We start from the raw sequence: 20,184 nt of genomic DNA, 5'->3' as shown, positions 1-20,184 counted from the left end.
CGAACGCCACGCCGACCTCTATCGCGCTTTCCTCACAATCGCCGCCGCCATCATCGCTTTCAGGGCCCGCACGAGGTTTTGTTAGGCGCTCTTAGGGTTTGGGCGACTTTAGGGCCTGGCGGATAACGCTTCGGCCTTGGTGCTCGGGCGAGCGGGGGCGTCGCGCTGGCCGGCTGCACTGGACAGGGTTAACCGGCGCCTGCCTTTCATGGTCAACGAATTCTTAATGCCGGTGTGCTCCAATCCTCCTTCGGCAGGCGGATGGAGGTGGGCATGATCGTGCATCAATATCTCCTCTGGGCGAAGACGGTCTCGGACGAGGAGCGCGGTCGCGGCCTCGGCATGCTGGCCGATGCCTATGTCCGCGGCGAGCTCGAGGGCGTGGAGGCGCTCGGCTTCGAGGCGGCGCTGCCGGTGCTGGCGCAGGATCCCTATCCGCCGGCGCGGCTGGCGCTGGCGCAGGCGCTCTGCCGGCACCCCGGCCTTCCCGACGACCTCGCCCTGCGGCTGGCCGAACTCGACGGCGAACCGGGGCTTCGCATGCTCGCCTGCTCGCCGGTGCTGAACGAATGCGCGCTGATCGAACTGGCCGAGGCCGGCAGCGAGGCCCGCCGCGCCGCCATCGCCGCGCGCGCGCCGGTGACCGCGCCGGTCGCCGCCGCGCTCGCCGAGATCGCCGGCGAGGAGGCGTGCCTCGTGCTGGTCGGCAATCCGGCGGCCGATGTGCAGGGCTTCGCGCTCGGCCGCATCGTCGCCCGCCATGGCCATGGAGCGGCATTGCGCGAGGTGCTGCTGGCCCGGCGCGACCTGCCGGCGAGCGTGCACCAGGCGCTGATCCGCGCCGTGGCCAATGCGCTGTCGGTGTTCGTGGTCGAGCGCGGCCGCCGCGCTCCCGGCGAGACGGCGGGCGAGGAGGCGGGCGAGGCGCCGGACGCCGAGGCGGGGGAGGAAGCCGTGCCGGAGAGCTCGGGCGAGGGGCGCGAGCGGGCGGTCGTCGCCATGGTCGGGCGTGCCGGACCGGACCTGCGCGCGCTTGCCGGGCAATTGCAGCAGCGCGGGGAGCTGACGCCGGCCGCGGTGCTGAAGGCGCTGCTTTCCGGCCGCATGCGGCTGTTCCTGGAAATGGTGGCGTTGCTGTCCGGCCTGCCGACCGACCGGGTGGCGGCGCTGGCCGCCGACCGCTCCGGCGACGCGTTCCGCATCCTCTATGACCGGCTCGGACTGCCCTACGGCGCCTTCACCGCCTTTCGCAGCGCGCTGCACCTGCTGCAGAAGGAGGCCTATCTCGACGACGAGGAGGGGCCCGCCGGATTGCAGCGGCGCATCGTCGAGGAAGCGCTGTACCAATATAAGCGGCTGGGCGAGACCGGTGCCCGCAACCCGGTGGTGGCGCTGCTGGAACGCTGGCGCGACGAGGAGCCGGTCGACGAACTCGGCACGACGCTGGCGGCGTGAGGCGCGGCCTCAGACCTCGAACTGCTCGCGCAGGATGCGTTCCTCGATCGAGTGATCGCGGTCGACCAGCATGGTCAGCGTCGACGAGCGGTCGAGGCGGGCGCGTACCGCCACCACGTTCAGCACCTGATAATGGTCGGCGGTGGCGTTGACCGGGCGCTTGTCGGATTCCAGCACCGCGATGTCGATGCGGGCGCGGTCGGGCACCAGCGCGCCGCGCCACCGCCGCGGGCGGAAGGCGGAGATCGGGGTGAGCGCCAGCAGCGGCGTGCCGATCGGCAGGATCGGCCCCTGGGCGGAAAGATTATAGGCGGTCGATCCCGCCGGGGTGGCGACCAGCACGCCGTCGCAGACCAGTTCCTCCATGCGCACCGTGCCATCGATGGAGATGCGCAGCTTGGACGCCTGGTAGGACTGGCGGATCAGCGACACCTCGTTGATCGCCGGGGCGCGGTGGACGCGGCCATTGACGTCGGTCGCCTCCATCAGCAGCGGATGGATGACCACCCGCTGGGCGGCGGCGATGCGCGCCGGCAGGTCGTCCTGCTTGAAGCTGTTCATCAGGAAGCCGACCGAGCCGCGATTCATGCCGTAGATCGGGATGCCGGTATCGCGGAAGCGGTGCAGCGTCTGCAGCATGAAGCCGTCGCCGCCGAGGGCGACCACGATGTCGGCCTCCTCCGGCGCGACATGGCCGTAGATCGCGGTGAGCTCGCTGCGCGCGCGCACCGCATCGGCCGCGTCGCTCGCGACAAAGGCGATTCGGCCATATGCTGCCGCTTCGGGAGCATCCGCAGCGGAAGAAGGGGCTGGGCGGGCGGCTTCGTTCATGCGGGACAGCCCGATACGCAGGGATGACAGATGGAGCCGCTGATCGGCACGGTGATGGTCTATACGACATGGCCCGGTCTCGTCGAGGCCGAGGCCGCCGGACGCGCCATCGTCGCCGACGGGCTGGCGGCGGCGGTGAACATCCTGCCGGGCATCGTTTCCTTCTATCGCTGGCATGGCGAGATCGAGCGGGCCGAGGAAGTGGTGATGGTGTTCAAGACCCGCACCGACCTCGCCGAGGCGGTGGCGCAGGCGGTGCGCGCGCGCCATCCCTATGAGACGCCCGGCGTGCTGGTGCTGCCGGTGACCGGCGGCGACCCGGACTATCTCGACTGGATCGTGATGGAGACCGACGCCTAACGCGGTGCCGGCGCGGCGGCCTCAATCATCGAGGGTGACCAGCTGGGTCTCGTAGGTGATGTCGGTGTCGAGCTCCTCGATATGCCGGCCGATCAGGCCGTTGAGGCCGACAAGATCGAACGCCCGCAGCGGGATGATGCTCAGATCATTGCCCAGGGTCGGCGTTTCGTCGTCGGTGGTCGCCACCATCACGAAGGCGGCGACGGGCTCGTATTCCTCGCGCGGCTTTTCGCCGGGCTGGCCATCGAAGAACCAGCCGGTGGCCGGCATCATCTGGCGAATCTCGACGATCCGGTCCGGCATTCGTGCCTCCCTGCGCTGACCGGTGCAGGATAGGCGGAGCCGGCGTGGTTCGACAATGCCACCGACCAGGGAGCGCACCGGGTTCGGCCATCGCGCGGCGGCGCGGCGCCGCGCCGGAGGCCTCAGCCTTCGGCCGGCAGGTCGCGCAGATAAGGTTCGACCGCGCCCTTGAGCTTCACCGTCATCGGGTTGCCGGCGCGGTCCTTGGCCTTGCCGACCGAGACGCGCACCCAGCCTTCGCTGACGCAGTACTCCTCGACATTGGTCTTCTCGACGCCCTTGAAGCGGATGCCGACGCCCCGCGTCAGCAACTCCTCATCGTAATGGGGGCTCGACGGATCGCTGGAGAGGCGGTCGGGGAGGGCGGTCGGCTCGGTCATGGGATCCTCGGCACGGCGAAGGAAGGAAAGCCGACACATAGACAAGCTGGCGGGAGAAGCCAATGGGCCGCCGCCGGTCGGCCCGGCCATCAAGCGGTTGCCGGCCGGGCAAGGCGGCCAGGGGCCGGACGCGGACCGGGAGGGCGATCCGCGCCCATGCGTGCCGAGGTCGCCGCGGCCCTAGAGCATTTCCGGTGAACACCGGTTCGCCGGAAATGCTCTAACATATTGTCCTGACGCGTTTTCTTTCCGCGAAGTGGATTCCACTTCGCTCGAAAACGCCCTAGAGCACCGGGTTCCACACCGCCGGGACCAGGCGGTAGCCGTTGCCGGTCTTCTCGGCGTAGCCGAGGGCCGGGAACATGAAATGATAGCCGGTCACCTGCATGCGTTCGGCGGCGAGCATGTCCCAGATGCGCTTGCGGGTGGCGATCGCCTTCGCCGCGTCCATATCGAACATCACTTCCCATTCGGGGTTCGCCGCGAACAGCGTCGGATTGTTGGTGGTGTCCGACTGCACGAACAGCTTGCCATTGCCGGAGGCGACGACGAAGGCGGTGTGGCCCGGCGTGTGGCCGACCGCTTCCACCGAGGTGATGCCCGGCGCGATCTCCTTGTCCCAGCCATAGGGCTTCACCCGGCTGTCGACATCCTTGAACACCTTGGCGACATTGGCGAAGGCGCCCTTGCGGCCCTCGGGCGCGCGGCTGGCCTCGCCCTCGTCGGTCCAGTATTTCCACTCCACTTCCGGAACCAGGATCTCCGCATTGGGGAAGGCGAGGGCGCCGTCGGCGGCGCGCAGGCCGTTAATGTGATCGCCGTGGAAATGCGAGATGATCACGGTGGAGATGTCGGACGGCTTCACGCCCGCCCAGGCGAGATTGGCGAACAGCTTGCCGACGGTGGCATTGCCGGATTGCGGGCCGTTGCCGGTGTCGATCAGCACCAGCTTGCCGCCGGTGTTGATGAGCAGCGGGTTGAACTGGTTCATCAGCTGGTCCTTCGGCAGGAAGGCCTGCTCCAGCACCGCATTGATCTGGTCGCGCGAGGCGTTGCGGACGAAGCCGTCCTGCAGCGGGCCGACGCGGGCGCCGTCGCTGACCGCCGTCACCTCGATGTCGCCGACCTTGTAGCGGTAGAGGCTCGGTACCTGCTGGCCGGAGGGCGTCTGCGCGGCGGCGGGGGTGGCGGTGACGCCGGTCATGGCAAGGCCTCCGACGGCAGTGGCGACGGGGAGCGTGGCGGAGGCGAGCAGGGCGTCACGGCGGGAAACGGTCGTCATGGCGGTCTCCTTCGGGCGGGTCGGGTGCCGGCGGCGGCAGGGCCGCGGCCCGGCGCGGGAGAAGCTAGGGCTTCGCTCCCCGAGCGTCACAGCGACGGGTATCACGTTCGGGTGAGCGACCTAGAAGTGATATTTGTAGCCGAGCTCGATGGCGTCGTAGGACACATCGCCATTCTTCCAGTCGCGCTCGAACTTGACCGAGACCGAATGCGCCTCGCTGAGGCGGAAGTCGAACTGGGTGGAAAGCTCGGGAGTCTCGTAGGCATAGGCGGTGTCGAACGCGTTGCGGTAGCGGGCGGCGATGACGGTCCAGGTGACGACGGAAGACAGCTTCACGTTCAGCGAGCCGGTGAAGCTGTAATAGGCGAAGTCGGTGGCGTTGCTCGGCATGTGGCTGCCCAGCGCGGCGACGCCGGCGATCGACCACGCCTCGTTCAGCGCATGGCTGTAGCCGAGCGTGCCCTCGAGGTTCCAGGCATAGGCGCTGGTGTGGGCGGTGTCGTAATATTTCGCCGAGCCGCCGAGGCTGACATTGTTGTCGAAGGTGTGGGCATAGCTCAGCTGGGTGTCGGTCGACTTGGTGGAGGAGAAGTCGCCCGGCGCGCGCTCGCTCGCCACCGAGATGCCGATGACGTTGCTGCCGGCATCGGCCGGGCTGGCGGCAAACGCCAGCAGGGCCGGGAGCGTGGCGGCGAGGAGGCGCGCGTCAGTGCGCTTTCTTCTTCCGGCTGCTGAGAAGCACATAGGTCGTTGCCGCCACCAAGGTTAGAGCCACGAAAATCACCCCGACCACGTTGATGACGGGTGACAGGCCGAAGCGCAACCGCGAGGCGATCTCCGTCACCAGAGTCCATTCGCCGCCGATGGCGAACACGGTGGTGTTGTAGTTCTCGAAGGATTGCAGGAAGGCGACGACGGCGGCGGTGAAGGCAGTCGGCGCCAGGAAGGGCAGGGTGATGCGGCGGAACACCAGCATATGGCTGGCGCCGAGGTCGAGCGCCGCCTCCTCCAGCGTGCGGTCCTGCCGCTGAAGGCGGGCGAGGAACAGCAGCATCGCATAGGAGGCGATGAAGCTCGATTGCGCCATCACCGCCACGAACAGGCCGCCGGGCACGCCGAATTCCCGCCAGAAGATCAGGCTGGAAATGCCGAGGATGATGCCGGGCGTGAGCACCGGCGACACCAGCACCGAATAGAGCACGGTGCCGGAGCGCTGGCCGAGCCGGGTGAGGATCAGCGCGCCGGCGAGGCCGGCCGGGATCGACACCACGATGACGCCGAGCGCCACCATCACCGAGTTGACCAGCCCCTGGATGAGGCGCTGGTCGTGCGCCAGCGCCACGAACCATTGCAGGGTGAAGCCGCGCCACTGGGTGACGGAGGGATAGTCATAGGCGTTGAACGCCGCCGCCGACATCACCGCCAGCGGCAGGAACAGATAGAGGCAGAACAGGCCGATATAGATGTTGAGGATGAGCCGGGCGCCGGCGCTGTCATTGGCGGTGCTCATGGGCAGGTATCCCCATGCGTGCTGACAAGGGCTGGCCTTGCCGATCGAGCGGCGGTGCTCCCTTTCCCCGTGGGGGGGAGGGATGGGGTGAGGGGGCACCTAGCCTTGCCGGCCGTGCCGCCCCTCACCGACCCGCTGCGCGGGCCGCCTCTTCCCGACGGGGAGAGGGAAAGAAACAGCACGTGCGGAGAGTGGCTCGGTGGATGCGCGTGGAGCCTTGCGGTGGCGGTGCTCATTTCGCGATGTCCCTGAGGCCGACGCCGAACAGGCGCATCATGATCAGGATGAAGGCGGTGCAGACCACCAGCAGCGACACCGCATAGGCCGAGCCCATGTTCCAGTTGTTGCTCTCGTAGAACTGCCGGTAGACCAGCTGCGAGAACCAGTCGCCGCCCTGGCCGCGCGTCATGATCGCCGGCACCGAATAGGAGCCGGCCGACAGCATGAAGGTCATGATGCAGCCCACCGCGATGCCGGGCTTGGCATGCGGGATGATGACACGGCGGTGGATGCGGAAGGAGGAGGCGCCGAGATCGCGCGCCGCCTCGATCTGGTTGCGGTCCAGCGTCTCCAGCGTGTTCACCATCGGGAACACCATGAACAGTACATAGGTGTAGATCATCGCCAGGAACACGGCGGAGGGATTTTCCAGGAAGGGAATCCAGCCGCGATTGTCGAGATCGACCATGCCGAGCCAGGCGAGGATGCCGTTGATGACGCCGCGATAGTCGAGGATCATCAGCCAGGCATAGACGCGCAGCAATTCGTTGATCGCATAGGGCACGATCAGCGCCACGGTGAGCACGACGGCCTTGCGCGGTCCGCTGGCCAGCGCCACCGCATAGGCCATCGGGTAGCAGACGACGAGCGCGAGGCCGGTGACCATCAGCGCGTAGATGATGGTGCGGATGAAGATGTAGAAATGCAGCCCGCTCATGCGGGTGAAGTTCGCCAAGCCGTAGGTCTTGGGCGGGTTGGTCTCCTGCGCCTCCAGCGCGGTGGCCTCGGCCTGCTTCTGCGCGATCTGCGCTTCGAAGCCGGCTTTCCTGCCCGCGTCGGTCTCGCCGGCAGCGTCGAGCTGCAGCGTCGCCATCTCGTTGTAGAGGCGGTCGATCTGCAGGGTGATGTCGCCCCTGGAGTCCTTCCACCACAGCGACTGCTCGATCATGGCGCCGAGCGGCACCACGATCAGCGCCAGGATCCACAAGGCGGCGATGGCGAGCAGCAGCACGCCGAGGCCGCGGCCATAGGCCCGGAACAGGCTAGCCATGGGCGAGCGCCCCCTCGGCATAGACCCGCGCGTCCTCCCGGCCGAAGCCGAGCACCAGATCGGCGGGCAGGTCGCGCATGGCCGGGCCGTTGGCGAGGGTGACGGTGAGGGTCTGGCCGCCGGTAACGCATTCGAGATTGACCGACGGGCCTTCGAGATGGCGGGCCTTCAGCGTCACCGGGATGCTGTTGTCGCGGGTGGCGCCCAGCGTCATCCGCTCCGGGCGCACCATCACCAGCACCGGGGCGCCGATGCCGGGCGTGCCGACCTCGCAGCCCTCGATGGGGCCGAGCGGGGTGTCGACGCTGGCCGCGCCGTTGGAGATCCGGCGCAGCGTGCCGCGGATGACGTTCTGCTCGCCGACGAAGGTGGCGACGAAGGGCGTCGCCGGCTCGGCATAGAGCGTGTCCGGCGCGGCGACCTGCTCGAGCCGGCCGCGGCTCATCACCGCGACGCGGTCGGACATGGCGAGCGCCTCGCCCTGGTCGTGGGTGATGTAGATGAAGGTGATGCCGACCCGCTTCTGGATGGCGCGCAATTCGGCGCGCATGTGCTGGCGCAGCTTGAGATCGAGCGCCGAGAGCGGCTCGTCCAGCAGCAGCACGGACGGCTCTACCGCAAGAGCGCGGGCGATGGCGACGCGCTGGCGCTGGCCGCCGGACAGGTCGGCGGGCTTCTTGTCGCCATAGCCGCCGAGCGCGACCAGTTCAAGCAGCTCCTGCGCCCGCTTCAGCCGCTCCGCCTTCGCAACGCCGCGGGCCTCGAGGCCGAAGGCGACGTTCTCGGCGACGCTCATCAGCGGGAACAGCGCGAGGTTCTGGAAGATCAGCGCGGTGGGGCGCTCGTTCGGCCCCTTGCCGGCCATGTCCTCGCCGCCGATCAGCACCCGGCCGATGGTCGGCTCGATGAAGCCGGAGACCGTGCGCAGGATGGTAGTCTTGCCGCAGCCGGACGGGCCGAGGATGGAGAAGAACTCGCCGGCCTCGATGGTGAGGTTCAGCGGCTGCACGGCGACGGAATCGCCGAAGCGGATGGAGACCTGGTCGAGACGTACGTCCTTGCCGCGCATGGGGCGTTCCGCAAACGAGGGAGGGGAGCGGCGACCGGAGCGGATCCGGCCGTACAACTTCCGGTGCGTGACGCTACGAGACTGCCCGGAAGCCGAAAAGACGGTCCCCGGGACCGGCCCGGGGACGCAAGGCACGCGGGGCGAGCGAAGGCGCGCCGCCGCGTTCAGGCGTGCGGCGCGCGCAGGCTCACGCGTTGGTCAGCTTCTCGACATATTCGCCGCGGAGCTTGGCGTAGAAGTCGGTCTGCATCGGCCACCAGAACAGGTTGTCGATGGCACCCGCCGGGTAGGCGGCCTGGAAGGCGGCGCGGGCTTCCTCGGAGAGGTACGCATCCGCGCCCTTGGCGCAGGAATTGTAGCCGGTGGTGTTGGCGAAGCGGGCGCCCACTTCCGGCTGGTAGAGGAAGTTGGCGAAGGCGTAGGCCTGCTCGAGATTGGCGGCGCCGGCGGGAATGGCCAGCGTGTCGGTCCAGGCGAGGCCGCCCTCCTTCGGCATGCCGTAGCTCCACTTCTTGTCGGTCTTCTGATGGAGCAGGATGCCGGTAGTGTCCCAGGTCTGGCCGATGGTGCAGCCGGCATCGGTGAAGGCGGCGGTCGCCTCGGTGGCGTTGTTCCAGAAGGCGCCGATATTGCCGCGATGCTCGACGATGAACTTCAGCACGCCGTCGAAGACGCGGCGGGCGTCGGCTTCCGACTTGTAGAGATCGAGGCCGCGATTGGACGGCAGCGTGCCGTTGGCGTCGAGATAGAGGGCAACGCCGTTGAATACCGACTTCTGGCGGATGGCGGTCTGCTTCGGATTGGCGGCTAGCCACATATCGCCATAGGAGATCTCGCCCGACTTCTTGCCGGGGAACTTCGTCGAATCCCAGGTGATGCCCTCAGTGCCCCAGTCGAACGGCACCAGGTAGCGCTTGCCGCGATGGGCGGCGCCGAGGGTCAGCGAGTTGCGGTAGATCGAGGGGATGACGTTCTCGACCTTGAACTTTTTCTCGTCGATGGCCTGGAGCAGGTTGTCCTTGTAGTAGTTCGGGCCGGTGTCGACCGAGGGGAACAGGAGGTCGAAGCCCTTGCCGCCGGCGGCGCGCAGCTTGTTCTCGGCTTCCTCGTTGGAGCCGTAGGTCGACAGGTTCACCTTGACGCCGGTGGCGTTGGTGAAGTCGGCCAGGATGGTGTTCTTGTCGAAATAGTCACCCCAGGCATACACATCGACCGAGCCGGAGCTGGCCAGCGCGTCATGCGCGCGCAGCACCGCCGGAGCGGCGAGGGCGAAGGCGCCGGCCTTCATGAAGTTACGGCGGGAAAAGCGGGTCATTTGATCCTCCCAAGGCCCAGCGGGCGAGTGGCGCTCGCTCTAGTGCCGGGCGATGAACGAACGATGACACGCGCCGCGCGCAGCGGAAAGCGAACGTCGCCATGCAACAATGGATTTGTCGCATTCGTTCAAGGTTCACGCACGGCCGTGCATCCGCCGCCCATGCCGGGCAGGGTGCGACAATCTGTCATGCGTCCGGGTGCTGGCGGGGCGTGGGCGAAGCATTAGATTGCCCTCACCCGATGATCCGGGCCCCTCTGACGCGAGCCGTGCCGGCGTTCGCGTGATGTCGGATCGCTTTCCGACGTCATGCCGGCGTAGAGGCTGTGTCTTCCCTATGAAATTTATACGGTCGAGAGTTGCATCCCGTTACGGTTGCCGCGCGTTGATGCGCGTTGCCGCAGAGGAGTGACCGATGGACTATCTCATGCAGCTTGCCGCCAGTCCCGCGGCGTGGGCGGCGCTCGTGACGCTGATCGCCATGGAAGTGGTGCTCGGCATCGACAACCTCTTGTTCATCTCGATCCTGACCAACAAGCTGCCGGAGGCCATCCGCCCCCGCGCGCGGCGGATCGGCATCGGCCTCGCGCTGGTGATGCGGCTCGGCCTGCTCAGCACGGTGGCGATCATCGTGCAGCTCACCACGCCGGTGTTCTCGGTGTTCGGCAACGACTTCTCGTGGCGTGACCTGATCCTGATCGCCGGCGGCCTGTTCCTGGTGTGGAAGGCGACCAAGGAAATCCACCACAGCATGGAGCCGCTCGCCGAGCATGGCGACGCCGAGGTCAGCGCCGGCAAGGTGATCGACATCAGCTTCCGCGCGGCGATCATCCAGATCCTGATCCTCGACCTCGTCTTCTCCATCGACAGCATCATCACCGCGGTGGGCATGACCGAGCACATCCCGATCATGGTGATCGCGGTGGTGGTGGCGGTGCTGACCATGCTGTTCGCGGCGGGGCCGCTGGCCAACTTCATCAACCGCAACCCCTCCATCGTCATGCTGGCGCTGGGCTTCCTGCTGCTCATCGGCACCACGCTGATCGCCGAAGGCTTCGGCGCGCATGTGCCCAAGGGCTATATCTATGCGGCGATGGCGTTTTCGGCGGGCATCGAGTTCCTCAACATGCTCCAGCGCAAGCGCCGGCCGGCCTGAGGCCGCCCGCAGCGTAGGAAACACCGACGGCGGGCTTCGGCCCGCCGTTTGTTTTCGTGGCACAGCCTGCGCCTGCCGCCCCGCCGTGCGAAACGCGAAGGCGCCTCGACGGGGGGATGCTATGCTCACCGCCGACACCGCGATGCGGCCCGCCGAGGAGTTCGCCGATGACCGATGACGACGCGTCGCTGCCGCCGGATGCGGCGGCGGTTCCTGCCGACAGCAAGCTGACCCGCACCAAGCGCAGCTGGGCGCAGAGCGGCAAGTTCCTCACCGGACGGGTCTCCCGGCCCGAGGCGGAGCGGCTGCCGCCCGGCCAGCATCTGGTGCGCGACTGGCCGGTGCTGGACCTCGGCCTGCAGCCGGAGATCCCGCTCGACCACTGGCGCCTCGACGTCGGCGGCGCGGTGGAGCATCCGGTTTCGTGGAACTGGCGCGAATTTCTCGCGCAGAAGCAGAGCCGCGAGGTGACCGACATTCACTGCGTCACCACCTGGTCGCGCTACGACAATCATTGGGAGGGCCTCTTCACCCGCGACCTGCTTGACATCGTCATGCCGAAGCCGGAAGCGGGCTTCGTGCTGCTGCGCTCCTATGACGGCTACACCACCAACATGGCGCTGGAGGACTTCGCCGCCGAGGACGCGATGCTGGTGCACAGCTGGGAGGGCCGGCCGCTCACCCGCGAGCATGGCGGGCCGCTGCGGCTGATGGTGCCGCATCTGTATTTCTGGAAGAGCGCCAAGTGGCTGCAGCAGATCGAGTTCCGTCCCGCCGACAGGCGCGGCTTCTGGGAGGAGAACGGCTATCACAACCATGCCGACCCGTGGAGGGAGGAGCGCTATTCCGCCGATGAGTGAGCCGGACGGCGTGAGCTTCCGGGCTGAAGGCTGCGGGGCTGCCGCGGCGCAGGCGCCGTTGCGCCTCCGGCGGGCTGCCCGGGCCGGCGTTGCGACTCAGCGCAGCCGGCGTGGGCTCGGGCGCAGGAAGGCTGGCGGGACGGCCCTGGCAAGCCGCGGCGCAGCGTTCTCGTCGGCATCGGCCACCGGGCTCGCCGGCCGCCCGGCCATCGGCAGCCGCACGGACATCGGCTCCCGATAAGCCGGCGAATCACCGGCCGGCGAATCACCTGCCGGCAGCGGCTGGCGGGCGAAGGCGGCCGGCGGCAGGTCGACGGCGACCTTCTCGCGCGGCGGCGGGTCGTCGCAGGCGATGGCGAGTTCGTTGCGCAGCTTCGCCCAGGTCTCGGCAAGAACGGAGGCGTCCCAATCCGGTGCGGCGCGCGCCTCGTCGTCGACCTCCCAGAAATTCTCGGCCTCCAGCGCGGCGGGAGCAGGGGGCGGGGACCGGTGCTGTGCGGCGGCCGGCGTCGGCGCGGCCAGGGCGGAAGCGGCCGGGCGCGGCCGGACGAGAACCACGGTCCGCACCGGCGCCGAAGATGGCAGTGCCGCGGCCTTAGATGGCAGTGCCGCGGCGTTCCGCTTGGGGGCCGGCAATCCGGCGCTTCCCCAGCTCGGGCGCTCCCACTTGCCCCACTTGCCGGATTCCCACTCGTTGATCGCCCACATCAGCGCGGCACCAAGGCCGGCGCCGGCACAGATATCGAGGAGGCGGACGCCGGGAACCACCAGGAGGTACAGCACGCACAGCGCCGCCACGCCGAGGCAGCATGCAAGTGCCTGCCATTTGGATTGCATGTCCGGTTTCCCCGAGGGCATCGGGGAAATTATAACTGATTCGGCGGTAATCTCAGAAGGTTAGACCGCGCATGCGCAGGTTTGGGACATTCCGGGCCCGCAGATCGGCTCGATCGCCCGTTCGCCGGACGCGGCCGGGCCGGGATCGGGATGCCGGCAAGAGCGGGGCGGGACCGGGGCGGAGGCGGGTGTACGCGGCGACCGCCTGTGGGACGGCTGCCTTTAGAGGGGTGGTGCCGGGTGAGGGGATCGAACCCCCGACCTTCGGTTTACAAAACCGCTGCACTACCGCTGTGCTAACCCGGCAAGACTAAAAACCAGAACCGCACCAGATATTTCGTCGATTCCGGCTCGCTGCGGTGCGGGTCCTCGCGTGCCGGCTTCCTACCTGCGAGGCCTCCCGCCTTTGAGGGGCGAAGTCTCGATTGAAGCTTCTTCGCCGATGGCCGCTTCCCGGTCAAGACCGCCGCCGCGACCGGCGCGAAGCGGCCGGGACGAGACGGCGGATTCGCCCGCGCCCGGCGCCGGCAGGAAGGCGATCCGGACAATTCCTGCATTGAAACTGACGTGGGGTTCTGCGAGACCATTTCCGTTGGGTATTCCGGTCACGGCGACCGGAAGGGGGCACACCGGCGCGCCAAGCACCGGGCGCGCCGATTCAGGGGACGGAAATTCATGAAGCGACACATCTTCGGACTGGCAGCGCTCGCGCTCGTCGTCTCGGCGGGCGGGGCCAGCGCCCAGACCATGAGCTTCGCCGATGCCGGCGATCTCATCGCCAAGGCTTGCGGTGCCTCGATCGAGCGCTTCTGCGCCCGCGACGACATCGGCACCGGCAAGGTCGCCTCCTGCCTGGAGCAGAACAAGAAGGACGTGCCGGCGCAGTGCTTCTCCGCCCTGCAGGCGGCGGAAGCCGGCACCGCGGCGCGTCTCGCCGCGCAGAAGGCCACCTTCGGCCTGTGCCAGGACGATGCGCGCCAGTTCTGCAAGGGCGTGAAGCCCGGCGATGCCAACCTGCTCGATTGCCTCCTCGCCTCGTCCAAGGTGGTGAGCAATGCGTGCCGGCAGGGTCTGGCCAATGCCGGCTGGGCGAACTGATCATCACGGCAAGGTTCAAGGGAAAGACACTGTCATGACCGCTTTCACCCGCCGCGCCGCCGGCCTCGCCCTCGTCGCCGCTCTCACGCTCGGCGCCTCGTTCGGTTCCGTCGAGCGCGCCAGCGCCCAGACGCCGATGAGCAGCGCCGAAATCACCAAGCAGCTGTCCGAGGTGACGCAGTTCGATCCGAGCCTCACCGCCCAGGTGCTGCAGAATATGGCGCAGCGCGCCGTGCAGGCCAACCAGCCGCTGCCGCTCGACCAGTCGGAGATCGCCAAGCGTCTCTCCAAGCTGGCGCAGATCGACGTGCAGATCCAGTTCGCGCTCAACTCGGCGGTCATCCGTCCGCAATCCTATGGGGCGCTCGGCTCCATCGCCGATGCGATGCACCATCCGATCCTGTGGAACTATCGCTTCCTCGTCGTCGGCAATACCGACACCACCGGTACCCGTGCCGTCAACCTGGCGCTCAGCCAGAAGCGCGCCGAAGCCATCAAGGAAGCGCTGGTCAATCTCGGCAAGGTCGATCCGGCCCGCCTGGACGCCGTCGGCCTTGGCCAGGAGGCGCTCGAAGTGCCGTCCAAGCCGACCGACCCGATCAATCGCCGGGTCGAGATCTTCACCATCGGCACGATGCAGGCGATGCCCAAGCCCCTGCAGTGACGCTGTCGATGCCGGGTGGCGGTCCCTCGCGGGCGGCCACCGGACGGGCAAGGCCGCCGGGTGGAGACGCCCGGCGGCCTTTTCCTTGACATCGGGTCCCCGACGCCGCGGCGGGTAGGAGGCCGGCGGGTGCGGAGGCGCCGGCGAGCGCCGAACGCCGAACGCGGGGAAAAACCGTTCACCTCGGCGCCGACATGTTCTAGTGAGGCTCCGCCCGCCCGGTAGCGGGCGCCCGACACACACAAGCGAGCATGAGACAATGAGCATCAACAGAATCGAGCCCGGCACCCGCATGAGCCAGGCCGTGGTCCATGGATCGGTCGCCTATCTCGCCGGGCAGGTCGCGCTCGGTCCCAGCGTCGCCGAACAGACCAAGGGCGTTCTCGCCCAGATCGACGCGCTGCTTGCCGCGGCCGGCACCGACAAGACCAAGCTGCTGACCGCCACCATCTATCTCGCCGACATCTCCACCTTCGCCGAGATGAACGCGGTGTGGGACGGCTGGGTCGCCGCCGGCGGCGCGCCGGCCCGCGCCACCGTCGAAGCCGCGCTCGCCACGCCGGACTACAAGGTCGAGATCGTGGTGACGGCGGCGATCTGAGTCGCGCGGGCGTCACGGCAAAGGAAACGGCCCCGCCGATGTCCCGGCGGGGCCGTTTTCATGCCTGCGCAAAGAGAAGGCCCCCGTTGCGGGCCGAGGGCCGAGGCAGCGGCCGGCGCAAGCGACCGGCGGCACAGCATCCGGCGATGCGGCGCCCGTTCGCCGGGCGCCGCCGTCGCTCAGTGCCAGTTTTCGAGGTCGCGGTCCTTGGTTTCCGGCGCGAACAGCAGGCCGATGACCACCGTCATCAGCGCCACCACGATCGGGTACCAGAGGCCGTAATAGATGTCGCCGGTGGCGGCCACCATGGCGAAGGCGGTGGTCGGCAGGAAGCCGCCGAACCAGCCATTGCCGATGTGATAGGGCAGCGACATTGCGGTGTAGCGGATGCGGGTGGGGAAAAGTTCCACCAGCCAGGCGGCGATCGGCCCGTACACCATGGTGACGAACAGCACCAGAATGGTCAGCAACGCCACCACCATCGGCGTGTTGATGGCCGCCGGGTCCGCCTTCGCCGGATAGCCGGCGGTGCGGATAGCGGTGGTCATCTCGGCGTTGAAGGCGTCCGACTGGGTCTTGAACGCCGCCGCGTCGAGCCCGACGCCGTTGAACGAGCTGAACGCCTTGTCGCCGACATGGATGGTGGCGACGGTGCCGGCCGGGGCCGCCTCGTTGGAATAGTTCACCGAGTTGCGGGCCAGGAACGACTTGGCGATGTCGCAGGACGACACGAATTTGGAGGTGCCGACCGGATTGAACTGGAAGGAGCACTCACCGGGATCGGCAACGACGCGCACCGGCGAGGTGGCCTGCGCCTGCTCGAGCGCCGGATTGGCATAATGGGTGATCGCCGCGAAGATCGGGAAATAGGTGAGCGCCGCGATGAGGCAGCCGCCGAGGATGATCGGCTTGCGGCCGATCTTGTCCGACAGCCAGCCGAAGACGATGAAGAACGGCGTGCCGATCAGCAGCGAGACGGCGATGAGGATGTTGGCGGTGGCGCCGTCGACCTTCAGCGTCTGGGTGAGGAAGAACAGCGCATAGAACTGGCCGGTGTACCAGACCACCGCCTGGCCGGCGGTGCCGCCGAGCAGCGCGACGAGGCCCACCTTGGCGTTTTCCCACTTGCCGAAGGCTTCGGTGAGCGGTGCCTTCGAGGTCTTGCCCTCCTCCTTCATCTTCTTGAAGGCCGGCGATTCGTTCAGCGTCAGACGGATCCACACCGAGACGGCGAGCAGGATGATCGATACCAGGAACGGAATGCGCCACGCCCAGGCGGCGAACTCGGCCTCGCCGAACCAGGTGCGGGTGCCGAGGATCACCAGCAGCGACAGGAACAGGCCGAGCGTCGCGGTGGTCTGGATCCACGAGGTGTAGAAGCCGCGCCGGCCATGCGGCGCATGCTCGGCGACATAGGTCGCCGCGCCGCCATATTCGCCGCCGAGCGCGAGGCCCTGGAACAGGCGCAGGATGATCAGGATCACCGGCGCCGCGATGCCCCAGGTCGCATAGTTCGGCAGGATGCCGACGACGAAGGTGGAGGCGCCCATCAGCAGGATGGTGATGAGGAAGGTGTATTTGCGCCCGACGAGATCGCCGAGCCGGCCGAACACCAGCGCGCCGAACGGACGCACCGCGAAGCCGGCGGCAAAGGCCATCAGGGCGAAGATGAAGGCGGCGGTCGGGTTGACGCCCGAGAAGAACTGCGCGGCGATGATCGCGGAGAGCGAGCCATACAGATAGAAATCATACCACTCGAAGACGGTGCCGAGCGAAGAGGCGAAGATGACCTTCTTCTCCTCGCGCGTCATCGGTGCCGTCGCGGTGACAGTACCGGCGGTGGTGACGCTCATGGTGCTTATCCTTCCCCAAAGTAAGACATTATCCGCACAAGACGTGCTTCATGCCCCGCGGGCGATGACACGCGTCAAAATGCGCGGCGCGCGACATGCGCGACCGATGAGTGCTGTCGAGGCTTGGGGTTCTTTGCGAACGCCCGTCGCTCGGATCGTTGTCCTCCCGGAACAGTCCGCCATCTGGCGCAGCGGTACGGTATCCGGCTTCGTTGCACATCGAATTACTGGCATTCGACATGCCTTAGAGAAAAGTCTGACGAATTCGCGCGATGTTGACGATTGGCAATTGGTCGTAAATCGACGGTTGTACCCCCGCCCGCTGTATCGGGGACGCCGGACGAGGGTTTTCGCGCCCTCGGGCGAGGGTTTTCGCGCCCTTTCATGCCGCTCGAGACGCACGAAAACCGCGCGACGCCGGCGGGAAGCCGGCGCGACGACGGGGCAAGGCGAACAGGGACGGTGGCCGGCGCGGCGATTCGCCCCGGGTGCCGCCGAGGGTGCGGCAGGACGAGGCCGGTGTGCTTCGCCTACGGGGACTGCGGCTGCGTGCCGGCGTCTTCGCGCCGGTCCCGGCCGGCGTCGTGAGGGCTGCTCAGCGGCCTGCGGTTGTCCGATTCGAAATCGGCGAAACCGATCGCGCGCGAGTGCAGCGCATAGGTCTGGAAGGCATGACCGTAGAAGGAATCGATGTGATATTTCTGCGGGATCGCATCCATGGTCTCGACGATCTTGGCGATCGTCGCCTTGTCGCGAAACACGCAGAAATGCGCGCCGTTGCAGATATAGGTCTTCTTGATCTCCGGCAGATAGGCCGGCGCGCCGCGAAAGGCGTTTTTCTCCCAGGGCTGCTTCATCCTGACGCCGTTGCTGACGACGGAATGCTTCCTGAAGCGGGCATTGTACAGGATGACCTCCCAATCATCGGGAAGCGAAGCCGGCAGCGCGAGGGTTTCGCCGAAGAAGTCTCTGCTGATCTTGATGTCGTCCTCGAGCACGATGAGCCCGCCCTCGGCCAGCTGATCGAGCCCGCGCGTCAGCGCCTTCCGGTGCGACTTCCAGATGCTCAGCACGTTCAGCGAGTGGGCCCTCTCGCCGGCGGCCTGGTCCGGCGACAGCAGGCGCACGGCGGAAATCCGTTCGACCGGCCAGCGGCAGGGGGCCAGGACTTTCTGCATATTCTCAAGACGATCGGTGCGATGATCCAGATTTATGAAGCAGAGATGATCGATATTGAATGATTTGATATTCATATCGGAATCTCGTTTGCGATCTATATGAAAAATAGATTTCTGTACAAGTATATTGCCGTTTAATTGGACGAGTTTTCTGGACGAATATCCTTGTCTAAAAAGGATATTCGCTTAGGAAAGCTTTGGGTGAATCGATCGGCTTATCGTTTCACACGATGGGTGGAGGGCACTCCATCACGTATCGTAAAAGTTGTCTATCGTATTTATGCAACCCATAGGGGTGGTGCCGGCCACGATGCGGCGCGTCCCCCGGATGCCAGGCGGCAAGGGGCGGCTGGGCTGTGGCGGAAGGGGATCGATCAGGGCGCGCAGGGCGATGCGCATCGCCGTGACGAATCCTCTCGGACGCTTGCGAGGCGCGTCGGCGGACGCAGCGGAGGGCGCACCGGTTTTCGGTGCCTGCCGGGCCGGGCCGGGCTGGGGCGGAGCGCCGGTGGGGAGGGAGCGGCGGCGTTCTCGCGGGGCCGGAGCCGGAGCGGGGCGGCGGCTGGCTGGGCGCCTGAGGGCGGCGCCCTAGGGCGCCGCGCCGGACAGAGGGATGTGCCTCCTGGCCGGGCGGATCAGGGGCGCGAGATGGCCCGGCGGGCCATATGCAGGGCCAGCACCGCGGCGTTCGACACGTTCAGGCTGACGATGGCGCCGGGCAGATCGATTCGCGCCAGCACGTCGCAGGTCTGGCGGGTGAGCTGGCGCAGGCCCTTGCCTTCCGCCCCCAGCACCAGCGCCAGCGGCGCGCGCAGCTTGGTATCGGCAAGGTCGGCGGCGCCTTCGCTGTCCAGGCCGACGACGAGCACGCCGCGATCCTTCAATTCGTCGAGCGCGCGGGCGAGATTGGGCACGAAGCAGAACGGCACATGCTCCAGCCCGCCCGAGGCGCTCTTCGCCAGCACGCCGGTGGCCGCCGGGCTGTGGCGGGCGGTGGTGACGATGGCGCCGACCTTCAGCGCCGCCGCCGAACGCACGATGGCGCCGACATTGTGCGGATCGGTGATCTGGTCGAGCACCAGCAGGAGGTCGCTCGACGCCGCCTCGGCGAGGCTGGGCGAGGGCAGGGGATCGGCCTCGGCGAACAGGCCCTGATGCACCGCGTCCGCCTCGAGCAGGCGGTCGATCTCGCCGGGGCGGACCAGCTTGGGCTCCAGCTTCAGCGGCACCTTCTCGTCGGTGAGGCGGCGTATCGCGTTCTCGGTGGCGAGCAGGCGGCGGATGCGCCGCTGCGGATTGCGCAGCGCTTCGCTGACGCTGTGCCAGCCATAGAGGATGGCGACGTCGTCCGGCCAGGCGCCGAACGGCCGCCCGGCGGGACGCTCGCCGCGCGACGCGGCGCCCCGGGCGCCGCCGCGGGCATGGAAGGGCTGGCCTTTGAAGGGTGGGCGGTTACGATCGCTCATGATCCGGTTCATGTCACGGCGCGCAGCGCATTGCAATTTCATCCACATGCCGGACGAGGGTAAGCCGTCCCGGCGGGGTTGACAGGGGGCGGGCACCTCACCATAAAGCGCGCCGCACGAACCGGCGCGGCTTCGCTTCGGTTCGATGGTCGAGAGACCGGGGTCGAAAGACCGGAGACGACGCTTTTCAAGCGTTCCGGGCGCGACCGACGTGCAAGGGGGAGTGTCCCGAGCGGCAAAGGGGGCGGACTGTAAATCCGCTGGCTACGCCTTCGTAGGTTCGAGTCCTACCTCCCCCACCACGTCGCCCGTAGCCGGCGTAGGAAGACGCGAGCGCGGGTGTAGCTCAATGGTAGAGCAACAGCCTTCCAAGCTGATGACGAGGGTTCGATTCCCTTCACCCGCTCCAGCCCCCGGTTTTCATGAACCTGTCACCCATCGCGGTTACGGCCCGCCTTTCATGCCGGCCAAGCCCGGCCCGGCTTGACGTCCCCCTGACCGACTCGCGCCGTTTGGAAGGCGCGTCTTGCGGAAAGGCGGGAAACCGCCTATCCCACGCCCCGATTTTGCGACCGCGACTGTCGCTGAAGGAAGCGAGCAATGGCCAAAGAGAAGTTCAACCGTTCGAAGCCTCACTGCAACATTGGGACGATCGGCCATGTTGACCATGGCAAGACGTCTTTGACGGCAGCGATC

General features: G+C 67.4%; 21 protein-coding genes and 3 tRNA genes. 10 read left to right on the top strand and 14 right to left on the bottom strand.

The window, feature by feature from the left end; genetic code table 11:
• Positions 1 to 273 precede the first annotated feature (273 nt).
• Positions 274 to 1,455: a DUF2336 domain-containing protein gene (locus J2X65_RS26140; RefSeq protein ID WP_310208185.1), complete on the top strand. Its 1,182-nt coding sequence runs from the start codon at positions 274 to 276 to the stop codon at positions 1,453 to 1,455.
• 9 nt (positions 1,456 to 1,464) lie between these two features.
• Here the strand turns inward: J2X65_RS26140 and J2X65_RS26135 are convergent, their stop codons facing one another.
• Complete coding sequence (locus tag J2X65_RS26135) at positions 1,465 to 2,286, bottom strand: NAD kinase (RefSeq protein ID WP_310208183.1); 822 nt, start codon at positions 2,284 to 2,286, stop codon at positions 1,465 to 1,467.
• Positions 2,287 to 2,316: 30 nt separating this feature from the next.
• Between J2X65_RS26135 and cutA the strand changes: the two genes are divergently transcribed.
• A complete protein-coding gene (cutA, locus tag J2X65_RS26130) occupies positions 2,317 to 2,646 on the top strand; it encodes a divalent-cation tolerance protein CutA (RefSeq protein WP_310208180.1) in 330 nt (109 codons plus the stop codon).
• A 21-nt stretch (positions 2,647 to 2,667) separates the two neighbouring features.
• Here cutA and J2X65_RS26125 read toward each other — a convergent pair whose 3' ends face one another.
• From J2X65_RS26125 to J2X65_RS26090, 8 genes are all read right to left on the bottom strand, one after another.
• Complete coding sequence (locus tag J2X65_RS26125; protein ID WP_310208178.1) at positions 2,668 to 2,949, bottom strand: hypothetical protein; 282 nt, start codon at positions 2,947 to 2,949, stop codon at positions 2,668 to 2,670.
• Between the two features lie 122 nt (positions 2,950 to 3,071).
• Entirely contained in the window at positions 3,072 to 3,329 is a 258-nt protein-coding gene (locus J2X65_RS26120) for a DUF3297 family protein (protein WP_310208176.1), read from the bottom strand.
• Between the two features lie 283 nt (positions 3,330 to 3,612).
• Complete coding sequence (locus J2X65_RS26115; protein WP_310208174.1) at positions 3,613 to 4,611, bottom strand: MBL fold metallo-hydrolase; 999 nt, start codon at positions 4,609 to 4,611, stop codon at positions 3,613 to 3,615.
• 120 nt (positions 4,612 to 4,731) lie between these two features.
• Positions 4,732 to 5,355: a hypothetical protein gene (locus J2X65_RS26110; RefSeq protein ID WP_310208170.1), complete on the bottom strand. Its 624-nt coding sequence runs from the start codon at positions 5,353 to 5,355 to the stop codon at positions 4,732 to 4,734.
• Positions 5,318 to 6,121 (bottom strand): ABC transporter permease, encoded by an 804-nt coding sequence (locus J2X65_RS26105; protein WP_310208168.1) that lies wholly within the window; start codon positions 6,119 to 6,121, stop codon positions 5,318 to 5,320. Before J2X65_RS26105 ends, J2X65_RS26110 begins: the two co-directional genes overlap by 38 nt.
• Before the next feature lie 232 nt (positions 6,122 to 6,353).
• Entirely contained in the window at positions 6,354 to 7,391 is a 1,038-nt protein-coding gene (locus J2X65_RS26100; RefSeq protein ID WP_310208164.1) for an ABC transporter permease, read from the bottom strand.
• Positions 7,384 to 8,460, bottom strand: coding sequence for an ABC transporter ATP-binding protein (locus J2X65_RS26095; protein ID WP_310208161.1), 1,077 nt, complete (start codon positions 8,458 to 8,460; stop codon positions 7,384 to 7,386). The genes J2X65_RS26100 and J2X65_RS26095 overlap by 8 nt, the downstream gene beginning before the upstream one ends.
• A gap of 187 nt (positions 8,461 to 8,647) precedes the next feature.
• Entirely contained in the window at positions 8,648 to 9,775 is a 1,128-nt protein-coding gene (locus J2X65_RS26090; protein WP_310208159.1) for an extracellular solute-binding protein, read from the bottom strand.
• 415 nt (positions 9,776 to 10,190) lie between these two features.
• On the opposite strand from J2X65_RS26090, the gene J2X65_RS26085 reads away from it, so the two are divergent.
• Together J2X65_RS26085 and J2X65_RS26080 are read left to right on the top strand one after the other, a co-directional pair.
• Positions 10,191 to 10,931, top strand: a complete 741-nt coding sequence (locus tag J2X65_RS26085) for a TerC family protein (RefSeq protein WP_310208157.1) — start codon at positions 10,191 to 10,193, stop codon at positions 10,929 to 10,931.
• A 167-nt stretch (positions 10,932 to 11,098) separates the two neighbouring features.
• On the top strand, positions 11,099 to 11,791 hold the full coding sequence (locus tag J2X65_RS26080) for a sulfite oxidase-like oxidoreductase (RefSeq protein WP_310208152.1): 693 nt from the start codon (positions 11,099 to 11,101) through the stop codon (positions 11,789 to 11,791).
• A 96-nt stretch (positions 11,792 to 11,887) separates the two neighbouring features.
• Here the strand turns inward: J2X65_RS26080 and J2X65_RS26075 are convergent, their stop codons facing one another.
• Positions 11,888 to 12,628 carry a hypothetical protein gene (locus tag J2X65_RS26075; RefSeq protein ID WP_310208150.1) on the bottom strand — a complete coding sequence of 247 codons (741 nt, stop codon included), beginning with the start codon at positions 12,626 to 12,628 and terminating at the stop codon, positions 11,888 to 11,890.
• Positions 12,629 to 12,859: 231 nt separating this feature from the next.
• Positions 12,860 to 12,934: transfer RNA gene (locus tag J2X65_RS26070), tRNA-Thr, on the bottom strand.
• 369 nt (positions 12,935 to 13,303) lie between these two features.
• Between J2X65_RS26070 and J2X65_RS26065 the strand changes: the two genes are divergently transcribed.
• From J2X65_RS26065 to J2X65_RS26055, 3 genes are all read left to right on the top strand, one after another.
• Complete coding sequence (locus J2X65_RS26065; protein ID WP_310208147.1) at positions 13,304 to 13,726, top strand: cysteine rich repeat-containing protein; 423 nt, start codon at positions 13,304 to 13,306, stop codon at positions 13,724 to 13,726.
• 34 nt (positions 13,727 to 13,760) lie between these two features.
• Complete coding sequence (locus tag J2X65_RS26060; protein WP_310208143.1) at positions 13,761 to 14,390, top strand: OmpA family protein; 630 nt, start codon at positions 13,761 to 13,763, stop codon at positions 14,388 to 14,390.
• Positions 14,391 to 14,649: 259 nt separating this feature from the next.
• Positions 14,650 to 14,991, top strand: a complete 342-nt coding sequence (locus tag J2X65_RS26055; protein WP_213361451.1) for a RidA family protein — start codon at positions 14,650 to 14,652, stop codon at positions 14,989 to 14,991.
• A gap of 179 nt (positions 14,992 to 15,170) precedes the next feature.
• On the opposite strand, the gene J2X65_RS26050 is transcribed toward J2X65_RS26055, so the two are convergent.
• The 3 genes from J2X65_RS26050 to rlmB all read right to left on the bottom strand — a co-directional run bounded on the left by J2X65_RS26050 (position 15,171) and on the right by rlmB (position 19,488).
• Positions 15,171 to 16,844 (bottom strand): MFS transporter, encoded by a 1,674-nt coding sequence (locus J2X65_RS26050; protein ID WP_310208136.1) that lies wholly within the window; start codon positions 16,842 to 16,844, stop codon positions 15,171 to 15,173.
• A gap of 530 nt (positions 16,845 to 17,374) precedes the next feature.
• Positions 17,375 to 18,097 carry a hypothetical protein gene (locus J2X65_RS26045; protein ID WP_310208133.1) on the bottom strand — a complete coding sequence of 241 codons (723 nt, stop codon included), beginning with the start codon at positions 18,095 to 18,097 and terminating at the stop codon, positions 17,375 to 17,377.
• Between the two features lie 560 nt (positions 18,098 to 18,657).
• Positions 18,658 to 19,488: a 23S rRNA (guanosine(2251)-2'-O)-methyltransferase RlmB gene (gene rlmB / locus J2X65_RS26040; RefSeq protein ID WP_310208129.1), complete on the bottom strand. Its 831-nt coding sequence runs from the start codon at positions 19,486 to 19,488 to the stop codon at positions 18,658 to 18,660.
• Positions 19,489 to 19,705: 217 nt separating this feature from the next.
• On the opposite strand from rlmB, the gene J2X65_RS26035 reads away from it, so the two are divergent.
• The 3 genes from J2X65_RS26035 to J2X65_RS26025 form a co-directional block, all read left to right on the top strand.
• Positions 19,706 to 19,790, top strand: a tRNA-Tyr gene (locus J2X65_RS26035).
• Between the two features lie 33 nt (positions 19,791 to 19,823).
• Positions 19,824 to 19,897 (top strand) — tRNA-Gly (locus J2X65_RS26030).
• Positions 19,898 to 20,088: 191 nt separating this feature from the next.
• A partial coding sequence (locus J2X65_RS26025; RefSeq protein ID WP_244518008.1) for a GTP-binding protein occupies positions 20,089 to 20,184 on the top strand: 96 nt, incomplete at its 3' end.

It is taken from the genome of Ancylobacter sp. 3268, from assembly GCF_031456575.1.
In the GTDB taxonomy this organism is placed as follows: domain Bacteria; phylum Pseudomonadota; class Alphaproteobacteria; order Rhizobiales; family Xanthobacteraceae; genus Ancylobacter.
Note: the sequence above shows the minus strand (reverse complement) of the source record. Positions and strands in the feature narration are given on the sequence as shown.

Bases quoted from the DNA above. Each gene is read 5' to 3' on its own strand.
- J2X65_RS26085 (WP_310208157.1), top strand. From the start codon at position 10,191: ATGGACTATCTCATGCAGCTTGCCGCCAGTCCCGCGGCGTGGGCGGCG.
- J2X65_RS26140 (WP_310208185.1), top strand. From the start codon at position 274: ATGATCGTGCATCAATATCTCCTCTGGGCGAAGACGGTCTCGGACGAG.
- rlmB (WP_310208129.1), bottom strand. From the start codon at position 19,488: ATGAGCGATCGTAACCGCCCACCCTTCAAAGGCCAGCCCTTCCATGCC.
- J2X65_RS26115 (WP_310208174.1), bottom strand. From the start codon at position 4,611: ATGACGACCGTTTCCCGCCGTGACGCCCTGCTCGCCTCCGCCACGCTC.
- J2X65_RS26135 (WP_310208183.1), bottom strand. From the start codon at position 2,286: ATGAACGAAGCCGCCCGCCCAGCCCCTTCTTCCGCTGCGGATGCTCCC.
- J2X65_RS26095 (WP_310208161.1), bottom strand. From the start codon at position 8,460: ATGCGCGGCAAGGACGTACGTCTCGACCAGGTCTCCATCCGCTTCGGC.
- J2X65_RS26055 (WP_213361451.1), top strand. From the start codon at position 14,650: ATGAGCATCAACAGAATCGAGCCCGGCACCCGCATGAGCCAGGCCGTG.
- cutA (WP_310208180.1), top strand. From the start codon at position 2,317: ATGGAGCCGCTGATCGGCACGGTGATGGTCTATACGACATGGCCCGGT.
- J2X65_RS26100 (WP_310208164.1), bottom strand. From the start codon at position 7,391: ATGGCTAGCCTGTTCCGGGCCTATGGCCGCGGCCTCGGCGTGCTGCTG.
- J2X65_RS26080 (WP_310208152.1), top strand. From the start codon at position 11,099: ATGACCGATGACGACGCGTCGCTGCCGCCGGATGCGGCGGCGGTTCCT.
- J2X65_RS26125 (WP_310208178.1), bottom strand. From the start codon at position 2,949: ATGCCGGACCGGATCGTCGAGATTCGCCAGATGATGCCGGCCACCGGC.
- J2X65_RS26065 (WP_310208147.1), top strand. From the start codon at position 13,304: ATGAAGCGACACATCTTCGGACTGGCAGCGCTCGCGCTCGTCGTCTCG.
- J2X65_RS26120 (WP_310208176.1), bottom strand. From the start codon at position 3,329: ATGACCGAGCCGACCGCCCTCCCCGACCGCCTCTCCAGCGATCCGTCG.
- J2X65_RS26110 (WP_310208170.1), bottom strand. From the start codon at position 5,355: ATGTGCTTCTCAGCAGCCGGAAGAAGAAAGCGCACTGACGCGCGCCTC.
- J2X65_RS26105 (WP_310208168.1), bottom strand. From the start codon at position 6,121: ATGAGCACCGCCAATGACAGCGCCGGCGCCCGGCTCATCCTCAACATC.
- J2X65_RS26050 (WP_310208136.1), bottom strand. From the start codon at position 16,844: ATGAGCGTCACCACCGCCGGTACTGTCACCGCGACGGCACCGATGACG.
- J2X65_RS26090 (WP_310208159.1), bottom strand. From the start codon at position 9,775: ATGACCCGCTTTTCCCGCCGTAACTTCATGAAGGCCGGCGCCTTCGCC.
- J2X65_RS26045 (WP_310208133.1), bottom strand. From the start codon at position 18,097: ATGAATATCAAATCATTCAATATCGATCATCTCTGCTTCATAAATCTG.
- J2X65_RS26075 (WP_310208150.1), bottom strand. From the start codon at position 12,628: ATGCAATCCAAATGGCAGGCACTTGCATGCTGCCTCGGCGTGGCGGCG.
- J2X65_RS26060 (WP_310208143.1), top strand. From the start codon at position 13,761: ATGACCGCTTTCACCCGCCGCGCCGCCGGCCTCGCCCTCGTCGCCGCT.